Genomic DNA, 17,742 nt, shown 5'->3' on the forward strand with positions numbered 1-17,742 from the left:
GAGGACACTATGTACGCTTACCAAGCTCCACTGCGAGATATGCAATTTATTCTCCATACTATTGCAGGTTTAGAAGAAATTGCGAGTTTACCAAACTGCGAAGACGTGAGTGCAGAGTTAGTCAGTGCCGTGTTAGAAGAAGCGGGCAAATTTGCTGCGGGTGTCTTAGCCCCTTTAAATCAAAGCGGTGATCGGCAGGGTTGTCGCTTAGAGCAGGGAGTCGTCCATACACCCGAGGGCTGGCAAGCCGCTTATGATCAATTCCGGGATGCGGGTTGGGTAGGCTTGGCTTTGCCGCAAGAATACGGTGGACAAGGTTTACCGAAGCTGGTTTCTACTCCAGTTTGGGAAATGTGGTTCTCAACCAATATGGCTTTTGCTATGTTGCCACAGCTCAATGTCAGCCAAGCGGAAGCCTTGCAAATCGCCGCGAGCCTCGAGCAAAAGCAGACTTGGCTCACTAAAGTGGTTAGTGGCGAATGGGCTAGTACTATGAATCTCACTGAACCCCAAGCAGGCTCAGATTTAGCTGCCACCCGCACTCGTGCCGTGCCAGAAGCGGATGGAACTTATAAACTGTTTGGGCAAAAGATTTTCATTTCCTACGGTGAGCATGAGCTAACCCCCAATATTGTGCATTTAGTGTTAGCACGCCTACCCGATGCACCCGCAGGAGTGAAGGGCTTATCCTTATTTATCGTCCCAAAATACTTACTCGATGCCGAAGGCAAGCCCAGTACGCGCAATGATGTCCGCTGTATTGCTATCGAACACAAAATGGGCATTCATGGTAGCCCGACTTGTACCTTAAGCTATGGTGATGAAGGCGGTGCGATTGGCTATTTAGTTGGCGAGGCGAATCGCGGCTTAGCCACCATGTTCATTATGATGAATGAAGCACGTTTCGGCGTAGGTGTACAAGGTGTCGGCTTGGCTGAGCGTGCTTATCAATATGCGCTCAATTATGCGCGCACACGGGTACAAGGTCGGGATGCTATTACGGGTGAGAGCGGCCAGCCAATTCTTTGCCATCCAGATGTGCAACGCGCCATTTTGTCGATGCGCGCCCGCGTAATGGCGATGCGCTCACTGTTGTATACCGCAGCGGGCTGGTTTGATTTAGCTCATCATCATCCCGATCCAGTCATTGCTGATCAATATCGACGCTATGTGGATTTGCTGATGCCTGTGGCTAAGGGCTGGTGTACCGAAGTTGGCAATGAAGTCTGTGACGATGCCATTCAAGTGTTTGGCGGTATGGGCTTTGTGGAAGAAACCGGAATTGCCCAATACTTCCGCGATGCACGAATTATTACTATCTATGAAGGCACTACGGGGATTCAGGCCAATGATTTAATAGGGCGCAAAATCCTGCGGGAACAAGGCGCGACCTTATACGAATTAATCGCGGAAATGCAACAAACTGAACCTGCCTTAGCGCATTCAGCAGCATTGACGCAGTTAGCACTGCCATTTAAAACCCTGTTAACCGACCTAAAAACTGCCAGCGATTGGATTGTGAATCAAGATCAAGCCCAACAAGCCCAAGTATTAGCCGCAGCAACCCCCTTTTTATACTTGCTTGGTACAGTCTGTGGTGCTTGGCAATTAGCTCGACTCGCTTTAGCCGCTGCCACAAAACAAGCCGACTCAAGTTTTGATCCGGCTTATTGCCAAAGCTTAATTGAGCTGACTCAGTTCTATTTCCATAGTTTTGGGGTACAAGCCAGTGCTTATGCTGCAACCGTGAGACAGGCTGGTGAGAGCTTAATAGCCTTTGATTTTGCTCAAGCCTAACCAGCCTAAATCCTGTCTGTCCGAACAGGGGCTAAATAATTAACCCCTGTTGGCTTTAACGAGCGGCTAGCCTGCCAACCAATGAGGTAAGAACAAGCACAAAGCTGGAATCAACAATAAAATACCAATCCGCACAAACTCCGCAGCTAAAAACGGCAGGACTCCCTTAAAAGTTTCCGCCATCGGTGTACCCTCCGACAAAGACGCAATAATGAAGACATTTAAGCCTACAGGTGGCGTAATTAGCCCCAGCTCAACGACAATTAAGGCAAGAATACCGAACCAAATTTTTAAATTGTCTGTATCTAAGCCATAAGCCGCCTCCGCAGCACTGACATGATCACCACCGTTCAAGGCAATTAGCGTTGGCCAAAAGAACGGTAATACCACCAAAATCATTGCCAGCGACTCCATAAAGCAACCTAAAATGATTAACAGCACGAGCATGGCAATTAAAATCATCCACGGATCCATACTACTAGTAGCCGCCCAATCAGCCATTGCGGAAGGCAGACCTGCCCGAGTGAAAAAGCCTTTTAAGACTTCAGCACCAAATAAAATCATATAGATCATGGCAGAAGTGACCGCTGTATCACGAAAGGCTTGCAACATCCCTGCGACACTCAAACCTTGGCCAGTACGCCAACGCATGAAAATACCGTAAACAAAAATCACGAAAACACCAATGCTCGCGGCTGGCGTGGGCGTGAATAAGCCAAAGCCTAAACCTAGGATAATACTGCCAAAAATTACCAGCACTGGAATTAAACGTCGATAAGCTTCCCGTTTTTCTTCAGGCGGCATCGGTCTAGGCTCTGGTGCAAGTGATGGATTAATCCGTACCTGTAAGGCAATCACCAAAATAAAACCCACCACCGCCATTAAGCCCGGAATCAAAGCCGCTTGGAACATCTGCAAAATAGAGGCTTCGACAATAATCGCATAAATAACTAAAGCGACCGACGGTGGAATCAAAATCCCTAAAGTACCCCCTGCGGCTAGAGCACCGGTTGCTAAACGGGGTGCATAACCGAGCTTTTTCAATTCAGGCAAAGCCACTCGCCCCATCGTTGAGGCGGTGGCTAACGAAGAACCACACACAGCCCCAAAGCCACCACAAGCCGCAATCGCAGCCATCGCCACCCCCCCTCGACGCTTACTCATCATCGCCTCTAAGCCTCGGAATAAATCCCGACTGAGATTGGATTGGCTAGCGAGATAGCCCATCAAGACAAACAGCGGTACCACAGAGAGATCATAATTCGCCATGGTCGACCACAGCAGCGATTTAAACTGTTTAATATACGGCTCAAAACGGACATGCTTAACCGCTAAACTCAAAGCAAAAGTCCCACCGATGCCCACTAATACCATCGAAATACCGACGGGCATCCGTAACATGAGGAGAATAAACAACACCAATAAGCCAAGAATACCAATCACTTCTGGGCTAAACATGACTCACCTCCACGGGTGCTTGGTCAAAAACCTGCACCAAGGCAATCGCAGCCCATAGCAACAAAGATAAAATACCGGGGATATAAAATGGCCACTCTACCCAATTCAACACGCCAACCACGACATGATCCGCTCGCTTTTCAAACAGACCAATAATCATCCAGTACATCAGGAACAGCGCCATGATCACTATCAACACAGCCCAGCACTTATCTGTAAAGCGTTGCAACCATGCGGGTGCTTTATTCATAAAAATATCGACCGCTACATGCCCATGTTTCACTTGCGCGTAGGGGAAAAACATTAAAGCAGCAGCACTCATCGCTAAGCGCACAAAATCCTCATAACCCGATAACCCAGCTACTTGACCACCCAATAAACTAGCGATGCGATTCAAAGCAAAGGCAGTCACATTAGTCGTGGTAACCAATACAATCGCCATAATGATTAGCCCGCCCCCTAAAGCGAAATAATCAGCTAACCGATATAGGAAACTACGCATGGAAGAATCTCCTGCGGAACTTGAGAGTGATGAAGAGGGGTTACTTGAAGCAGTAACCCACCAAAAACTGACGGAAGCTTACTTAGCCGCCTCTGCAATCGCAGCACGGGCTTTCTCAACTAAAGCCGCTCCATCAAAACCTTTAGTTTTAGATTCTTCAATCCAACGTGCCACTACTTTTTCATTAGAGGCTTTGAATTTTGCAGCTTCTTCAGCGGATACAACGATGCGCTCAACCTTAGTCGAAGCTAAAGCTTCGTCACCGGTTTTTTCAAACTCTTCCCACATCTTGCCAATATCCGCAGCAACCTTCATACCTGAATTATCATCAATCACTTTTTTCAGATCATCAGGTAGATTGTTATAGCTATCTTTATTCATAGCAAACATGAAAATCGCTGTACCGAAGCGATCACCCCCTGGCAATTCAGTGACGAACTTGTCTAATTCTTGCAATTTCAGCGCAGGCACAATTTCCAAAGTGGTCAAAGCGCCATCAATTGCCCCTTTAGACATCGCCTCGGGTAACTCAGGTACGGGTAAACCGACTGCTTCCGCACCCATCCCCTCAATCACCCAAGAACCGGTCCGTGACGGAGTACGCAATTTCAAACCTTTGGCATCTTCAAAGGTACGAATCGGCTTACTGGCAGAGTGAATGACATTACCGTCATTCGCATGCAGGAATAGAACTTTAATATCTTTAAAATCATCCGCTAGCATATCCATCGTGGCATTCAGGGCCACTGTCGTCGCAGCAGCAGAACCGGTATGAACTAGGGGTAATTCATACACTTCAGAACGAGGGAAGACACCGGGGGTATAACCTAATAAAGTCCAAACGATGTCGGCTGTACCATCACGGACTTGACCATATAACTCAGACGGCTTACCGCCCATTGCCATTGCAGGGAATAATTCAAACTTGAGTTGATTATTACTGTCTTTAGCCACTTTATCCGCCCAAGCTTGTACCATCTTGGTGTGTGCATTCGATTTAGGCGACAAAAAATGATGAATCGTTAAGGTCGTTTCTTCTGCGAATGCAGCCGTAGTTGACAAGCAAGTAATTAGTAAAGCGCTACCGAGCCAGCGTAATGGTTTCATAGTGATCTCCTCCGATTAATGAAATATATTGCATATAATCATAATACTGATTACTTAAAATCAGGTCAAGCTGCCAAACTAAAGTGGCTGCACCGTAGTTTAACTCTTGAAAAAGCGCAGAAATTAGCAATACTTCCCTAGCCTTCCTAACCGCAGTATTAAGAAGCAACCCGCCAAAGTCTAGGGATTAAGAACACATCTTATTGTACTTTTTGATGGTTTGATCAGTGAGAGGAGTAAAGTGGATGAGAACTAGCCTCGTCCACATTGACTGAATTAGACTTTAAACACGTTCAACAATCAGAGCGATTCCCTGCCCGACACCAATACACATCGTACAGAGAGCGTAGCGACCCTGAATGCGTTCGAGTTGATTAATGGCCGTAGTAATCAAGCGCGCACCACTCGCCCCTAAAGGATGCCCCAAAGCAATCGCTCCACCATTAGGGTTCACCCGCTCATCATCATCCGCTAAACCTAAATCCCGTAGCACCGCTAAGCCTTGAGCAGCAAAGGCTTCATTTAGCTCAATCACATCCATGTCCGCTAAGCTTAAGCCCGTTAAAGCAAGGACTTTGCGCGTGGCGGGAGCCGGACCAAAACCCATAATCCGTGGCGCTAAACCTGCCGTAGCCATCCCAACGACTCGAGCACGCGGAGTCAAGCCATAACCTCGAGCCGTCGCCTCGGTCGCTAGCAATAAAGCACAAGCACCATCATTTACTCCAGAGGCATTACCCGCAGTGACTGAACCATCAGCTCGCACAACGCCCTTCAACTTAGCTAAAGCTTCGAGTGAAGTTTCGCGGGGATGCTCATCTTTGCTGACGATAATGGGATTACCCTTTTTCTGTGGGATAATGACTGGCGTGATTTCTGGATCGAAATAGCCGTTTTGCTGTGCACGTAAAGCTTTGGTTTGCGAACGCAGGGCCATTAAATCCTGAGCAGCACGCTCGATTTTGAAATCAACTGCCACATTTTCAGCAGTTTCGGGCATGGAATCGACGCCATATTGCGCCTTCATCAACGGATTGATAAAACGCCAGCCAATTGTGGTGTCATAGACCGCATTCGCACGACTAAACGCAGACTCTGCTTTAGGCATCACGAAGGGTGCACGGCTCATACTCTCCACACCGCCTGCGATCATTAATTGGGTTTCACCACTTTTAAGGGCGCGGGCTGCGATCCCGACAGCATCCATACCCGAACCACATAAACGATTCACCGTTGTCCCCGAGACCGTTGTTGGCAAACCCGCTAATAAAGCCGACATGCGTGCCACATTGCGATTGTCTTCTCCGGCTTGATTCGCACAGCCGTAAATCAAATCATCCACCGCAGCCCAATCCACTTGCGGATTACGCTCCATCAGTGCTTTGAGTGGTACTGCACCTAAATCATCGGTGCGTACACCTGATAGAGCACCCCCATAGCGCCCAAAGGGAGTCCGAATCGCATCACAAATAAAGGCTTGAGTCATAGAAGTCACCCTTAGGAAAGATCAAACAAACTAGTGGCTTCGAGATCCAATACCTCGGCACCATCCTGATTAAATAGCTGCCAGCGCCAATGCAAAATCCCCAGCGTCGAACGACTACTCGAGCGCCGTGCATCCAGCACCGTTGCCCGCAGAGACAAGACATCATTAGGGCGTACTGGATTCGGCCATTTCACATATTTCAAGCCGGGAGAAGCAAAGGATTCTGAGCCTGCTAAAGCTGCGGGTACTAAGAGCTTCATGGCAATCCCACACGTATGCCAACCACTCGCAATCAAACCACCAAACCGCCCTTGCTTCGCTGTCTCAACCTCGGTATGAAACCATTGTGGATCATACGCAGTCGCAAACTGGAGAATCTCTTCCTCGGAGACGGTATACCGCCCAGCTTCAATCACTTGACCACTATAAAATTCGGCAAATTTCATGCTGCCTCCTGCCACGCTTTGTGGCGCAACCAAGGACTTACCCGATAACGCTCACCACGATAGAAAGCATCTAAATGATCTAACAGCTGCACAATTTTGCCTGCATCCCAGCCTGCCAACCATTCAAACGGCCCAGCGGGATAATTCACTCCCAATTTCATAGCAGCGTCGGCCCCTGCTGCTGAGCACACGCCTTGCTGTACCGCATCAGCCGCTTCATTGATCAGCATGGCTAAAGTGCGCGCCACAATTAAAGCAGGTGAATCTGCCATCAGTTGAGGATTAAAGCCTAAGAACCTTAACCAAGTCGCTGCATACTCAGCTAGTTCAGTTGAAGCACGATTGGAAACGGCGAAGGCCAATGGCTGCCCTTGCTGTTTAGAAACCGGCAAATCAAATACAGCCAGTTCTTTGCCCAGCTGTGAAGCAGGTCGACCATCGGTCAAGCGTAATTCAGCTGCATCAAGACTTAACCCTGTCCAAGCAGATTCAGGCACATGAGTAAAATTAACTTTGGCTGTGGTTAAAGCATCAACCAAGTACTGTGCCACTGCACAATTGCCCTGTACTTGAACCTTGTTCGCAGCAGGCATCGTAGCAGGGGTAAAATGGGCTATTTCTGGCTTGACTGCAGCTTCACGATAATCATAAAAGCCCTGCCCTGATTTACGCCCGAATAAGCCACCATCAACTAAATCGCGTTGGACTGGTGAGGGCACATAGCGCTTATCAAAGAAATTGGCTTCATACACTGAGCGTGTGACTGAATAATTCGTATCTAAACCAATCAGATCCATCAGCTCGCAAGGTCCCATGCGGAAACCCACAGCCCGCAAACAAGCATCTAACACATACGGCTGGACGCTTTGCTCATGCAAGAGTGCTAAATTTTCCGCATAGTAAGGGCGAGCAATCCGATTAACGATAAAACCCGGGGTCGAACGAGCATACACAGGGACTTTGCCCCAAGCCTTAGACAATTCAAAAATAGCTTCAGCCACAGCTGGCTGAGTTTGCAAACCCGAAACCACTTCAACGAGCTTCATCAAAGGTACTGGATTAAAGAAATGCATCCCCACCAAACGCTCAGGGTATTGCAGGCCATTCGCAATCGCTGTCACAGAAATAGACGAAGTATTGGTCGCTAAAATCGCCTCTTTACCCAGCAAAATCTCAAGCTGCCTAAACAAGCCGCGCTTCACGTCTAGATTTTCAATAATCGCCTCAACCACTAAACCCGCACTACTTGCCTTAGCTAATTCAGACAAGGGCTGAATCCGTGCGATTGCCTGCTCGGCTGCGCTAGCGTCGAGCTTGCCTTTACTGACTAAACCTTCGAGAGTTGTCGCAAGCTTTGCTTTGGCTTCGGCAGCTGCATGATCTTTAGTATCAAACAGGAAAACTGTATGCCCTGCTTGAGCGGCAATTTGCGCGATACCCGCTCCCATAATCCCGGCACCGACGACTAAGACTGCAGTCTCTTTAGTGATAGTCATACTCATACTGGAATCCATTTAGCGGGACGTTTTGCAAGGAATGCGGCAAACCCCTCACGGGCTTCATCCGTACCACGAATCCGGCTAATCGTGCGGGCCGTTAAATCACGAACCTCATCCGTAATCGGACCTACTGCTAATTGAGCAAATAGCTCTTTAATTTCCCGCTGGGCTTGTGGGCCACCGGCGAGTAATTCGGTCACGGTCGCATCGACTGCGGCATCTAGGTCTTCTAAGCGGGTGACTTGGTGAACTAAACCAATACGAAGGGCTTCATCTGCTTGAATGCGTGTGGTTGTTAGGGCTAAACGGCGCGCCTGCCGCTTGCCAACCGCATTAGTAACATAAGGGCCAATGACAGCAGGAATAATCCCGAACTTCGCTTCACTCACTGCGAAACTGGCAGTGTCTGCAGCAATCGCAAGATCACAGGCACACAGTAAACCGACCCCCCCTCCTAAAGCGGCCCCATTCACCCGTGCTACCGTCGGTTTAGGGCAAGTTTCCAGCTTGCTAAACAGACCTGCAAAGCGACGAGCATCAGCTAGATTCCACTCTAAGGTGGCAGTACTCGCCCGCTGCATCCATTGCAAATCTGCACCTGCACTAAAATGCTTACCCTCACCCGCCAAAACAATCACTCGCACCGCCGGATCAGCGATCAATTGCGATAAGGCCTCGTCCAACTCACCTACCATTGCTTCATCAAAAGCATTGAATACTTTTGGCCGTGCCATCGTAATTTGTGCGACACCCGCCGCACGGTTAGTGATTTTAATCGTACTGAACTGGTTCATTATTCCTCCTTTCACCCAAGACTGCCTGCCAAGCTTGATTGAGCCAGCATGTTAAAGTGATACATTTTCTTAGTCAAAATATATTTATCAGTATCACTTTTGAGCCAGCCGTTTAGCGACTCGCTTAATAAGTTTCTAAGTGTAAACGCCCGGTTTGTTTCAAATTCATACCTAGACTTTCCCACTCTAGATTGCCTTGCTTAGCAATATCGCGCAGAGCTAACACAACACCCTCTTCCATACTTTTCAATCCACAGACATAAAAGTGCGTATCGGGGCTTTTGAGGAGTTCAACTAAGTCAACTGCCCGCTCCCGCATCAAATCCTGCACATAACGCTTAGGCTGCCCTATGGTTCGTGAGAAGGCGAAATTGATGTCGATAAAGTCTTTCGGTAAATTTTGCAAAGGGCCAAAATACGGCAGCTCTTCTTTCGTGCGCGCACCAAAGAACAGCATCAGTTTGCCCCCTTCAAATTTGCCACTTGCCCGTAAGCGTCTGCGCCATTCGGTCATGGCTCGCATCGGTGCACTGCCTGTACCAGTACAGATCATCACGATATTGGAGCGCGGATGATTCGGCATTAGGAAGCTGGTGCCAAACGGCCCAATGACTTGCACTTTGTCACCGACTTTCAGATCACAGATATAATTAGAAGCCACACCACGCACGGGGCGACCTTGATGATCTTCTAGCACCCGCTTAATGGTTAAGGAGATATTATTATAACCAGGGCGCTCGCCATTACGCGGACTAGCAATCGAATATTGGCGGGCATAATGTGGTTTGCCATTTTCATCCACGCCCGGTGGAATAATGCCAATCGACTGCCCCTCTAAGACTGGGAAAGGCATCGAACCAAAGTCGAGCATCAGGTGGTGAGTATCGTATTCACGCCCCACTTCAGTCACACGCACATTACCGACTACCGTCGCAGTGACAAACTTTTCAGCCGCTTTTGCACCATAAAGATTCGTATAAGCATGCGCAGCTGACCAAGGCGGTAAACTGGCATTGTATTGCGCACTATTGAAAGGCGCTTCACCATCGGAGGTCGCTACATGAGTACTAGGAACAGCCGCTAAAACTTCGACATTAGCAGCATCAGATGCAACACCTGCCTCAGCTAATTGCTCAGCACTCAGCTCAGCAGGCAACTCATCCCAACTGAGTTGCTCTTCAAGGGTATAAGGCTGGCTCGCAGGCATAGAGCGCCAATTATCAATCGACCCTGTTGGGCAAGGCGGCACACAGGCCATACAGAAATTACATTTGCTGGCGTCCACTACATAATTACGGGAGTCATGGGTGATGGCAGCGACCGGACAGGTGGCCTCGCAAGTATTGCAACGTATGCAAATCTCCGGGTCGATTAAATGCTGATTTAGCAGCGCAGATGAGACTGTATCCACAATGGCTCCTCCGACGTGTGGCTGATGATTAGATTTATGCATTATTATGCATATTAACTTCTATAAATTCAAGCAATTTAATGCATGCTACCACTAAAATTAAGCAATTGATCCATACTTAAACACAACTTAACTAGATTAGGCTTAACTGTGATATCCAAAGATCAGCCACCAGCCATTGGGCACATAGAAATTGAAGTAGATATAGGAAAATCAACTTGGACTGTCTTCTGCTAAGTAAAATTAAACTCAACCTAGAGTGGTTTATAGATGCAAGTCAACGTCCATCTGTGGACTTTCCTACAAGGATGGATACAGTCATTAATCTTATACTATCAGCTAGCGGAAAAAGTGTTTGCCACGCCGGATTCGGTGACGGGGCAATTCATGTCCGGGCGGCGCAAAATCACCATGCCCGCCCAACGTACCCCGTTCAACCCCGAACGCACCATTAAACTGATCGGCGTGACCGGCAATAACCTCAATGACGTGTCGCTGGAAATTCCGCTGGGGCTGCTGACTTGCATCACTGGCGTGTCGGGGTCGGGCAAATCGACGCTGATCAACCGCACGCTGTACCCGTTTCTGGCGCGGCATCTGCACGACAGCAGCGTGGAAGTTGCTCCGGTACGCGAAGTACTGGGCGTGGAGCAAATCGACAAAATCATCGACATCGACCAAAGCCCGATTGGGCGTACCCCGCGTTCCAACCCCGCCACCTACACGGGCGTGTTTACCGCGATTCGGGATATGTTTGCGGCGACGCAGGAAGCGCGTTCACGCGGTTATTTGCCGGGGCGGTTTTCGTTCAACGTCAAAGGCGGACGCTGCGAAGCGTGTTCCGGTGACGGCTTGATCAAGGTCGAAATGCACTTTTTGCCCGATGTGTACGTGACCTGCGAAGTATGCGCAGGCAAGCGTTACAACCGCGAAACCCTCGACATCCGCTACAAGGGCAAGAACATCAGCGAAGTGCTGGCGATGACGGTGGAAGATGCCTGCGAATTCTTCGCCGCCGTGCCGTCGATCCACACCAAACTGCAAACGCTGATGGACGTGGGGCTGTCGTACATCACGCTGGGGCAAAATGCGACTACGCTTTCGGGTGGTGAGGCGCAGCGGGTCAAGCTGGCGAAAGAGCTGTCCAAACGTGGCACGGGCAAGACGATTTATATTCTGGATGAGCCGACCACGGGGCTGCATTTCCACGACGTTGACCAGTTGCTGCAAGTGCTGCATCGCTTGCGTGATGGTGGCAATACGGTGGTGGTGATCGAGCATAATCTGGACGTGATCAAGACAGCGGACTGGGTGGTGGATTTGGGGCCGGAAGGTGGGAGTCGGGGGGGGCATATTATTGCGGTGGGTACGCCGGAGCAGGTGGCGGAGGCGGAAGGGTCGTTTATGGGGGAGTTTTTGAAACGGATGTTGTGAGGGTAATAAAGTTTTGTACCGCATGATCCACAAATGCTCTAACTTTGGGGGTCAAGTAACGATTGCTAGGGAACACCGCATGAACAGGGATTTGCGCCATTGTCCATTCTTCCAAAACCTGTGATAACTGCCCCTGCTTGGTTTCCGTTTGTGCCAACAACCAAGGCAAACGTACAATTCCCAAACCGTGTAAGGCTGCATCCATTAGACTCACGCGGTTATTAAGGCGTAACCGTGACACCAATGGCACTATGATGGTTTCGCTGGCTTTGGTTAATGACCACGTGCCCGTCACCTGCCCACCGGAAAATATCAGCAAATCATGTTGGGTTAACTGTTCAGGATGTTTTGGTATACCACGTCGTTGCAGATAGGCAGGGTTGGCAAATAAACCGTATTCCAACATTCCTAGTCTGCGGGCAACCAGTCGAGTGTCATCAAGTGAGCCAATGCGGATGGCTAGATCAAAACCTTCATGCACTAAGTCTACTAAACGTCCTGTAAACTCAGCTTCAATGGTGATCTGCGGGTAGTCCAGTAGGAATTGATTAATCCACTGACTGACTACCATCATGCCGAATTCTGTACCACAAGTAATTCGCAGTATACCTCTTGGTTCTGTCCACATCTGCTGGGCAACACGTTCAGTATCGTCTACGGCGGCAATAATACCTACTGCACGCTCAAATACTTCGCGTCCGATTTCCGTTAAGCGCAAGGCTCGGGTGGAGCGCGCCAGCAGGCGTACCCCCAGTTTGGCTTCAAGCTGGGTAATAGTACGACTAACATGAGCCTTGTGTGATCCAAGCAAAATAGCAGCCTGAGTAAAACTACCTGTTTGTACCACTTTAATCAGAGTACGTAATTCCTGAAGATCCATTGTTGCTTATTCTGGTAACAATACGTGCCATTATAGCGTATTTATTCCTATTGATGGGAAGCAGATACTGCTCACCATGTTAAACACAGAGAGCAATTGACATGAGTGCTAATCACAACTTGTCGGGTAAATCGTATCGAATTTTGATGATTGCCGCTAATCCTGCGGTTTCTACTGTTACTCAGTGGCCCGTAGGATTTTGGTTGGCGGAGTTGATCCATCCGTACTGGATATTCAAGGAAGCTGGTTACGAAGTCACCATTGCCAGCCCAGACGGAGGTAAACTGGAAATGGACGGTTTTTCTGACCCACGTCATGCAAGTGGCTATGCTGCAGACGACATATTGTCACTTGGTTTTATCCATTCACCACAACACGCTGCCTTACTCGATAATACACCTAGCTTGGACAGCATCAGTCCAGACGATTACGACGCAGTGTTTTTGGTGGGTGGGCAATCACCGATGTTTACCTTTATTGATAATACTGCATTGCAGCACTGGATCGCACAGTTCTATGAAAGCGGCAAAGTGGTGGCAGCAGTTTGTCATGCAACTTGTGTCTTGCTCAAAACGCGCTTATCCGATGGTAGCTTGTTGGTAAACGGTAAAACGTGGACGGGTTTTGCGAATGCTGAAGAACGCTTTGCTGACGAATGGGTCGGGATGCGCATCCAGCCGTTCTGGATTGAAAATGAAGCTAGAAAATTACCGAACACTAACTTTATTGTTAACACTCGCTTCCGTGAGTTTGCGTTGCGTGACGGGCGTTTGATTACTGGGCAGCAGCAGTTTTCTGGTGCAGCTACTGCACGTTTATTAATCGAGGTTTTGGGACAGTAAAGGAGGATACTGAGATGAAAATTGCACTAATTGGTGCGGGTAACGTCGGGCAGGCATTGGCAAAAGCGATTGTGCAACGTGGTGAGGTAGTCATTTTCGGTGTCCAAGAGCCAGTCAAGTATGAGGTCGTGGCTCAGGACATCGGTATCCCAGTCATGACGGTGACACAGGCTGTGGCACAGGCAGAAATGGTGATACTAGCAGTGCCGTATGCAGCTACCGCAAGCATCGCCCGCAGTATTCCTGATTGGCAGGGTAAAATTCTGGTGGATGCCACTAACCCATTGGCTTCCGCATTGACTGGTTTGAGTGTGGGAACGACTGACTCTGGCGCAGAAACTTTGGCGCGACATGCGAATAATGCGCGTGTCGTCAAAGCTTTTAACACGACAGGGGCTGAAAATATGGCAAATAGCCACTACTCCAGTGGTCAAGTTTTTATGCCAGTGTGTGGGGATGATGTCGCTGCTCGTCAACAAGTAATAGCACTAGCAACCTTACTCGGTTTTGACGCAGTGGATATGGGCGGGTTGCAAGTCGCACGTTATTTAGAACCTTTTGCGATGACCTGGATACACCTTGCCATTCTTCAGGGATACGGGCGTAACTTTGCTTTTGGCTTATTGCGGAGGGGTTAATGGAAAAAAATCGTTTGGAGGCATTCAGCGATGGTGTAATGGCGATCATTATCACCATTATGGTGCTAGAAATAAAAGTGCCACACGGCGAAGATGTGCAAGCGTTACTGCCATTACTACCTGTTTTTATGAGTTATCTATTGAGTTTTATTTATATCGGTATTTACTGGAATAACCATCATCACATGTTGTATACCATGCGCCATGTATCTGGAGCAATATTGTGGGCTAACTTACATTTATTGTTCTGGTTGTCATTAGTGCCATTCGCTACTGGATGGATGGGAGAAAATCATTTCACAGCTTTACCTATATTTTTGTATGGAGTGGTATTGCTGATGAGTGCTTTAGCCTACTGGATTTTACAAAATCTTATCATTGCGACCCAAGGTAGTGATTCGGCGCTGCGTAAGTCTATACAGCAAGATTGGAAAGGGAAAGGGTCACTATTGGCTTATGCTATAGCAGTGATAGTATCGCTGTGGTTCAGTTGGTTATCACTGATGCTCTATGTGCTAGTTGCTTTGTTGTGGTTATTGCCAGATAAACGCATTGAGCGGGCTTTAATGACAAGGTAGTAGGTCAAATTGCAATGAAGAATATAGGAATCTGATCCCATTCGTGTGAGCAAAATGATGGAAGTAGCAAATGGAATGCCAGAGTTTGGAACATTTTATCGAAACTTTTCACAAATCAGCTCGGACTCCTATAGTTAAGTCTGAGCCGCAGCGCGGAGACGCTCTCTATGTCTGGGCGGCGCAAAATCACCATGCCCGCCCAACGCACCCCATTCAACCCCGAACGCACCATCAAGCTGAATCTGGACGTGATCAAGACGGCGGACTGGGTGGTGGATTTGGGGCCGGAAGGTGGGAGTCGTGGGGGGCATATTATTGCGGTGGGTACGCCGGAGCAGGTGGCTGAGACGGAAGGGTCGTTTACGGGGGAGTTTTTGAAGCGGATGTTGTGATACACCAAAACAGCCCCGTTTTCGGGGCGAATGAACTTTACCTAGGCGGTTAGTTCTTTTGTTGGAAGATGCTGTTCCAGCCTTGTTTCGTCTTGGTGGAAATATTGATGTCTGTCACAAATGCCTGAAGTTCTTCCAAGAAATTCAGCATTTGCGCAGGTGTTAGCAAGGTTGAAATCACAAAGATAAACTCCCTTATATCAATAAAATCAAAGGTTTTTCCTTTACCTTTATATTGCTGCCAAGTCCCTGTAGCGTATCAATGCAGTCATCAAGCCTTTTCAGATTGATCTTTTTGACGGTGACTTCATACAGATTCAGGATTTCCCCACTTTGACCCGTCCAAATATCGGCGGGTTTCTTGGATGTGGTATTTGTACCGAAGACGCTTTCATCCCCGCCATGAACAGTGATGGTGGAATCTGCAGACAACGATGCCAATAACTTGGCAATCACAAACTGTGGCACGTTCCCAGCTTCCGGGTATTCAACGCAGAATGTTGCGAGTTTCCCTGCTATTTGTCGCGTGCTTTCCCCGGCCGTGCTGGTTGTGGCAACTACTTGCTGGTGTAGCTGCTGTGTATAGCAGAGCAATCTGAAAAAGAAGTAATCAATCAAACTAGCTCTTTGTTTGCCTTTGCTCTCCATGACCATCCGCAAGAAACTGACAGCAGCACCGGCTGCCGCTTCAGGACGTTTGCCTTTTGCCCACGCTTCATTCAGTTGACTAATGTTTTTTGCCACATTGAGTGGGTCTGACTTGCCGCAAGGAATACCTTTTTCAGTCAAAGCATACCAAATGCCTTCCTCAAAAATGGCTCGTGGATTACATCCGTAAAAATCGTTGAGTGGTTCGTATTCTGAGTTAATGTGTATGCCCACTAAAGCGGTCAAAACAACGCCACGAAAGCCCTTTGCATGGATTTCTATTAGGTTTGTGAGAAGGTTACGGACTTCTGGAGTTCCAGTGAGCAAATCATGGAAGTCAGATTCCTGTAATGTCTCAGCCCGCAGTAGTTTAGCGTTGACATAGTATTTGGCATCTTCATTGCGTTCCGATACGTTCATTAAATTTCCATGCCTAGTAAAACGGTTATTTTTTCAGAAAAATGTTTGTTTTCACTGATTCGGAAGGCTTCCAGAATACGCACAAATTCCAAGACATCCAACCGCCGTTCAAGTTGCTCAATTTTGGATATATCTGACTGATTCATGCCAACTTTATTAGCAAGTTCAGCTTGAGAAATATTCAAACGCTTGCGCTCGCTGGTAAGGGCTTCGATCAGCGAGTGATACCGTAGGTCGTGGATGGACTTGTCTTTCTTCATAGAGTGGATAATGCTATGATTCACAAATTATTCGTAAATGGAATATTTCAATATGAAAGCTGTTTCCTTGTTTTCTGGTGCAGGTGGCATGGATGTCGGTTTCAAACGGGCAGGTTTCGAGGTCATTGCTGCTAATGAAATAGATACTTATGCCTGCCAGACATTCAGGGCGAATCACGCTGGGACAACGCTTTACGAGGGAAATATTACTTCCAACTTACAGGCATTAGGCGGTTTTAAAAATATTGATGTTGTATTTGGTGGCCCGCCTTGTCAAGGCTTCTCGGTGGCAGGAAAAATGGATGCTGATGATCCTAGAAGCCAATTAATCTTCAGTTTTGCCGATGTGGTTGATCTCATCCAGCCGCGTGCTTTTGTGATGGAAAACGTTAAGGCATTAGGCAGTTTGGAAAAGTTCGCCGAAGTCAGAAGAAAGCTCATGGCACGTTTCTCCAATGCGGGTTACGCGGTGACAGTGACTACCTTGAATGCAAAAGATTTGGGGATTCCGCAATCACGCGAACGTGTATTTTTCATTGGTTTTAAACAGGGCGTTAATCCAATTAATGCCGCTTCTTTCAGAAAATATCAGGCAACACCCCCAACGCTACGTGAAGTTTTATCACCATTGGGAAAAGCAGGGACACAAACAAACAATAAAGTATGCAAAGCGAAAATCACCTTGGCATTAAAGCCTGTGTTAAGGCAGTCACCTTATGCGGGTATGTTATTTAATGGTCAAGGTCGCCCGCTTAACCCCGATGGTTGGGCAAGTACCCTACCGGCTAGTATGGGAGGAAATAGGACTCCCATTATTGATGAAGCTCATTTATTTGACGCTGCTAAACCGTGGGTTGAGGACTATCACCGCCATCTGATGAAAGGGGGAAAGCCGCACGGAACGAATGATGCCCCGATGTCCCTACGGCGGTTAACCGTTGATGAAGCGGCGCTGTTGCAAGGTTTTCCTGCTGATTACCGATTTTGTGGCTCACAAACTAAGGTTTTTTCGCAGATTGGTAATGCAGTACCTTGTCGGTTGGCTCAAGTGGTGGCTGAGGTTGTATACAGCGTTTTAAATCGTAATCACAATTATCAAGAAAGTGAATATTTAGTCGGACAAAACATGGAGTTTAAGTTCGCAGTTTGA

At 48.0% G+C, this 17,742-nt stretch carries 17 protein-coding genes and 1 pseudogene; 7 read left to right on the forward strand and 11 right to left on the reverse strand.

What is annotated here, in order from left to right; genetic code table 11:
* The first annotated feature begins 9 nt into the window (after window positions 1-9).
* Window positions 10-1,797: an acyl-CoA dehydrogenase gene (locus tag B5D50_RS03530; protein WP_078921186.1), complete on the forward strand. Its 1,788-nt coding sequence runs from the start codon at window positions 10-12 to the stop codon at window positions 1,795-1,797.
* Window positions 1,798-1,863: 66 nt separating this feature from the next.
* Here B5D50_RS03530 and B5D50_RS03535 read toward each other — a convergent pair whose 3' ends face one another.
* From B5D50_RS03535 to boxA, 8 genes are all read right to left on the reverse strand, one after another.
* Window positions 1,864-3,255 (reverse strand): TRAP transporter large permease, encoded by a 1,392-nt coding sequence (locus tag B5D50_RS03535; protein ID WP_078921187.1) that lies wholly within the window; start codon window positions 3,253-3,255, stop codon window positions 1,864-1,866.
* Window positions 3,248-3,757 carry a TRAP transporter small permease gene (locus B5D50_RS03540; RefSeq protein ID WP_078921188.1) on the reverse strand — a complete coding sequence of 170 codons (510 nt, stop codon included), beginning with the start codon at window positions 3,755-3,757 and terminating at the stop codon, window positions 3,248-3,250. The genes B5D50_RS03535 and B5D50_RS03540 overlap by 8 nt, the downstream gene beginning before the upstream one ends.
* 78 nt (window positions 3,758-3,835) lie before the next feature.
* Window positions 3,836-4,864: a TRAP transporter substrate-binding protein gene (locus B5D50_RS03545; protein ID WP_078921189.1), complete on the reverse strand. Its 1,029-nt coding sequence runs from the start codon at window positions 4,862-4,864 to the stop codon at window positions 3,836-3,838.
* Window positions 4,865-5,147: 283 nt separating this feature from the next.
* On the reverse strand, window positions 5,148-6,350 hold the full coding sequence (gene pcaF, locus B5D50_RS03550; protein ID WP_078921190.1) for a 3-oxoadipyl-CoA thiolase: 1,203 nt from the start codon (window positions 6,348-6,350) through the stop codon (window positions 5,148-5,150).
* Between the two features lie 11 nt (window positions 6,351-6,361).
* Window positions 6,362-6,796 (reverse strand): MaoC family dehydratase, encoded by a 435-nt coding sequence (locus tag B5D50_RS03555; RefSeq protein ID WP_078921191.1) that lies wholly within the window; start codon window positions 6,794-6,796, stop codon window positions 6,362-6,364.
* The gene (locus tag B5D50_RS03560) at window positions 6,793-8,298 is read right to left on the reverse strand and encodes a 3-hydroxyacyl-CoA dehydrogenase (RefSeq protein WP_234975788.1); all 1,506 of its coding nucleotides are present in this window, start codon (window positions 8,296-8,298) and stop codon (window positions 6,793-6,795) included. The genes B5D50_RS03555 and B5D50_RS03560 overlap by 4 nt, the downstream gene beginning before the upstream one ends.
* The gene (locus B5D50_RS03565) at window positions 8,295-9,089 is read right to left on the reverse strand and encodes an enoyl-CoA hydratase-related protein (RefSeq protein WP_078921192.1); all 795 of its coding nucleotides are present in this window, start codon (window positions 9,087-9,089) and stop codon (window positions 8,295-8,297) included. Before B5D50_RS03565 ends, B5D50_RS03560 begins: the two co-directional genes overlap by 4 nt.
* Window positions 9,090-9,213: 124 nt before the next feature.
* Window positions 9,214-10,500: a benzoyl-CoA 2,3-epoxidase subunit BoxA gene (gene boxA / locus B5D50_RS03570; RefSeq protein WP_200807015.1), complete on the reverse strand. Its 1,287-nt coding sequence runs from the start codon at window positions 10,498-10,500 to the stop codon at window positions 9,214-9,216.
* A 345-nt stretch (window positions 10,501-10,845) separates the two neighbouring features.
* Between boxA and B5D50_RS03575 the strand changes: the two are divergent.
* Window positions 10,846-11,934, forward strand: a pseudogene (locus B5D50_RS03575) (ATP-binding cassette domain-containing protein); the annotation flags it as partial.
* Here B5D50_RS03575 and B5D50_RS03580 read toward each other — a convergent pair.
* Window positions 11,903-12,814 (reverse strand): LysR family transcriptional regulator, encoded by a 912-nt coding sequence (locus tag B5D50_RS03580; protein ID WP_078921194.1) that lies wholly within the window; start codon window positions 12,812-12,814, stop codon window positions 11,903-11,905. The pseudogene B5D50_RS03575 and the gene B5D50_RS03580 overlap by 32 nt on opposite strands.
* A 101-nt stretch (window positions 12,815-12,915) precedes the next feature.
* Between B5D50_RS03580 and B5D50_RS03585 the strand changes: the two genes are divergently transcribed.
* The 4 genes from B5D50_RS03585 to B5D50_RS03600 all read left to right on the forward strand — a co-directional run bounded on the left by B5D50_RS03585 (window position 12,916) and on the right by B5D50_RS03600 (window position 15,264).
* Window positions 12,916-13,656, forward strand: coding sequence for a type 1 glutamine amidotransferase domain-containing protein (locus B5D50_RS03585; RefSeq protein WP_078921195.1), 741 nt, complete (start codon window positions 12,916-12,918; stop codon window positions 13,654-13,656).
* A gap of 14 nt (window positions 13,657-13,670) precedes the next feature.
* Complete coding sequence (locus B5D50_RS03590) at window positions 13,671-14,294, forward strand: NADPH-dependent F420 reductase (protein ID WP_078921196.1); 624 nt, start codon at window positions 13,671-13,673, stop codon at window positions 14,292-14,294.
* Window positions 14,294-14,872 (forward strand): TMEM175 family protein, encoded by a 579-nt coding sequence (locus B5D50_RS03595; RefSeq protein WP_078921197.1) that lies wholly within the window; start codon window positions 14,294-14,296, stop codon window positions 14,870-14,872. Before B5D50_RS03590 ends, B5D50_RS03595 begins: the two co-directional genes overlap by 1 nt.
* 167 nt (window positions 14,873-15,039) lie before the next feature.
* Window positions 15,040-15,264 (forward strand): hypothetical protein, encoded by a 225-nt coding sequence (locus B5D50_RS03600; protein WP_200807024.1) that lies wholly within the window; start codon window positions 15,040-15,042, stop codon window positions 15,262-15,264.
* Between the two features lie 195 nt (window positions 15,265-15,459).
* Here the strand turns inward: B5D50_RS03600 and B5D50_RS03605 are convergent, their stop codons facing one another.
* Window positions 15,460-16,332 (reverse strand): hypothetical protein, encoded by an 873-nt coding sequence (locus B5D50_RS03605; protein ID WP_078921198.1) that lies wholly within the window; start codon window positions 16,330-16,332, stop codon window positions 15,460-15,462.
* Window positions 16,332-16,592 (reverse strand): helix-turn-helix domain-containing protein, encoded by a 261-nt coding sequence (locus B5D50_RS03610; RefSeq protein WP_078921199.1) that lies wholly within the window; start codon window positions 16,590-16,592, stop codon window positions 16,332-16,334. The genes B5D50_RS03605 and B5D50_RS03610 overlap by 1 nt, the downstream gene beginning before the upstream one ends.
* Before the next feature lie 52 nt (window positions 16,593-16,644).
* On the opposite strand from B5D50_RS03610, the gene B5D50_RS03615 reads away from it, so the two are divergent.
* Complete coding sequence (locus B5D50_RS03615; protein ID WP_078921200.1) at window positions 16,645-17,742, forward strand: DNA cytosine methyltransferase; 1,098 nt, start codon at window positions 16,645-16,647, stop codon at window positions 17,740-17,742.

The organism is Thiothrix eikelboomii (assembly GCF_900167255.1).
Lineage (GTDB): Bacteria > Pseudomonadota > Gammaproteobacteria > Thiotrichales > Thiotrichaceae > Thiolinea > Thiolinea eikelboomii.

Excerpts from the sequence above, each read along its gene's own strand:
- B5D50_RS03535 (WP_078921187.1), bottom strand. The coding sequence starts at position 3,255 with ATGTTTAGCCCAGAAGTGATTGGTATTCTTGGCTTATTGGTGTTGTTT.
- B5D50_RS03595 (WP_078921197.1), top strand. The coding sequence starts at position 14,294 with ATGGAAAAAAATCGTTTGGAGGCATTCAGCGATGGTGTAATGGCGATC.
- pcaF (WP_078921190.1), bottom strand. The coding sequence starts at position 6,350 with ATGACTCAAGCCTTTATTTGTGATGCGATTCGGACTCCCTTTGGGCGC.
- B5D50_RS03610 (WP_078921199.1), bottom strand. The coding sequence starts at position 16,592 with ATGAAGAAAGACAAGTCCATCCACGACCTACGGTATCACTCGCTGATC.
- B5D50_RS03590 (WP_078921196.1), top strand. The coding sequence starts at position 13,671 with ATGAAAATTGCACTAATTGGTGCGGGTAACGTCGGGCAGGCATTGGCA.
- B5D50_RS03615 (WP_078921200.1), top strand. The coding sequence starts at position 16,645 with ATGAAAGCTGTTTCCTTGTTTTCTGGTGCAGGTGGCATGGATGTCGGT.
- B5D50_RS03540 (WP_078921188.1), bottom strand. The coding sequence starts at position 3,757 with ATGCGTAGTTTCCTATATCGGTTAGCTGATTATTTCGCTTTAGGGGGC.
- B5D50_RS03585 (WP_078921195.1), top strand. The coding sequence starts at position 12,916 with ATGAGTGCTAATCACAACTTGTCGGGTAAATCGTATCGAATTTTGATG.
- B5D50_RS03560 (WP_234975788.1), bottom strand. The coding sequence starts at position 8,298 with ATGAGTATGACTATCACTAAAGAGACTGCAGTCTTAGTCGTCGGTGCC.
- B5D50_RS03555 (WP_078921191.1), bottom strand. The coding sequence starts at position 6,796 with ATGAAATTTGCCGAATTTTATAGTGGTCAAGTGATTGAAGCTGGGCGG.
- B5D50_RS03565 (WP_078921192.1), bottom strand. The coding sequence starts at position 9,089 with ATGAACCAGTTCAGTACGATTAAAATCACTAACCGTGCGGCGGGTGTC.
- B5D50_RS03580 (WP_078921194.1), bottom strand. The coding sequence starts at position 12,814 with ATGGATCTTCAGGAATTACGTACTCTGATTAAAGTGGTACAAACAGGT.
- B5D50_RS03600 (WP_200807024.1), top strand. The coding sequence starts at position 15,040 with ATGTCTGGGCGGCGCAAAATCACCATGCCCGCCCAACGCACCCCATTC.
- B5D50_RS03530 (WP_078921186.1), top strand. The coding sequence starts at position 10 with ATGTACGCTTACCAAGCTCCACTGCGAGATATGCAATTTATTCTCCAT.
- B5D50_RS03605 (WP_078921198.1), bottom strand. The coding sequence starts at position 16,332 with ATGAACGTATCGGAACGCAATGAAGATGCCAAATACTATGTCAACGCT.
- B5D50_RS03545 (WP_078921189.1), bottom strand. The coding sequence starts at position 4,864 with ATGAAACCATTACGCTGGCTCGGTAGCGCTTTACTAATTACTTGCTTG.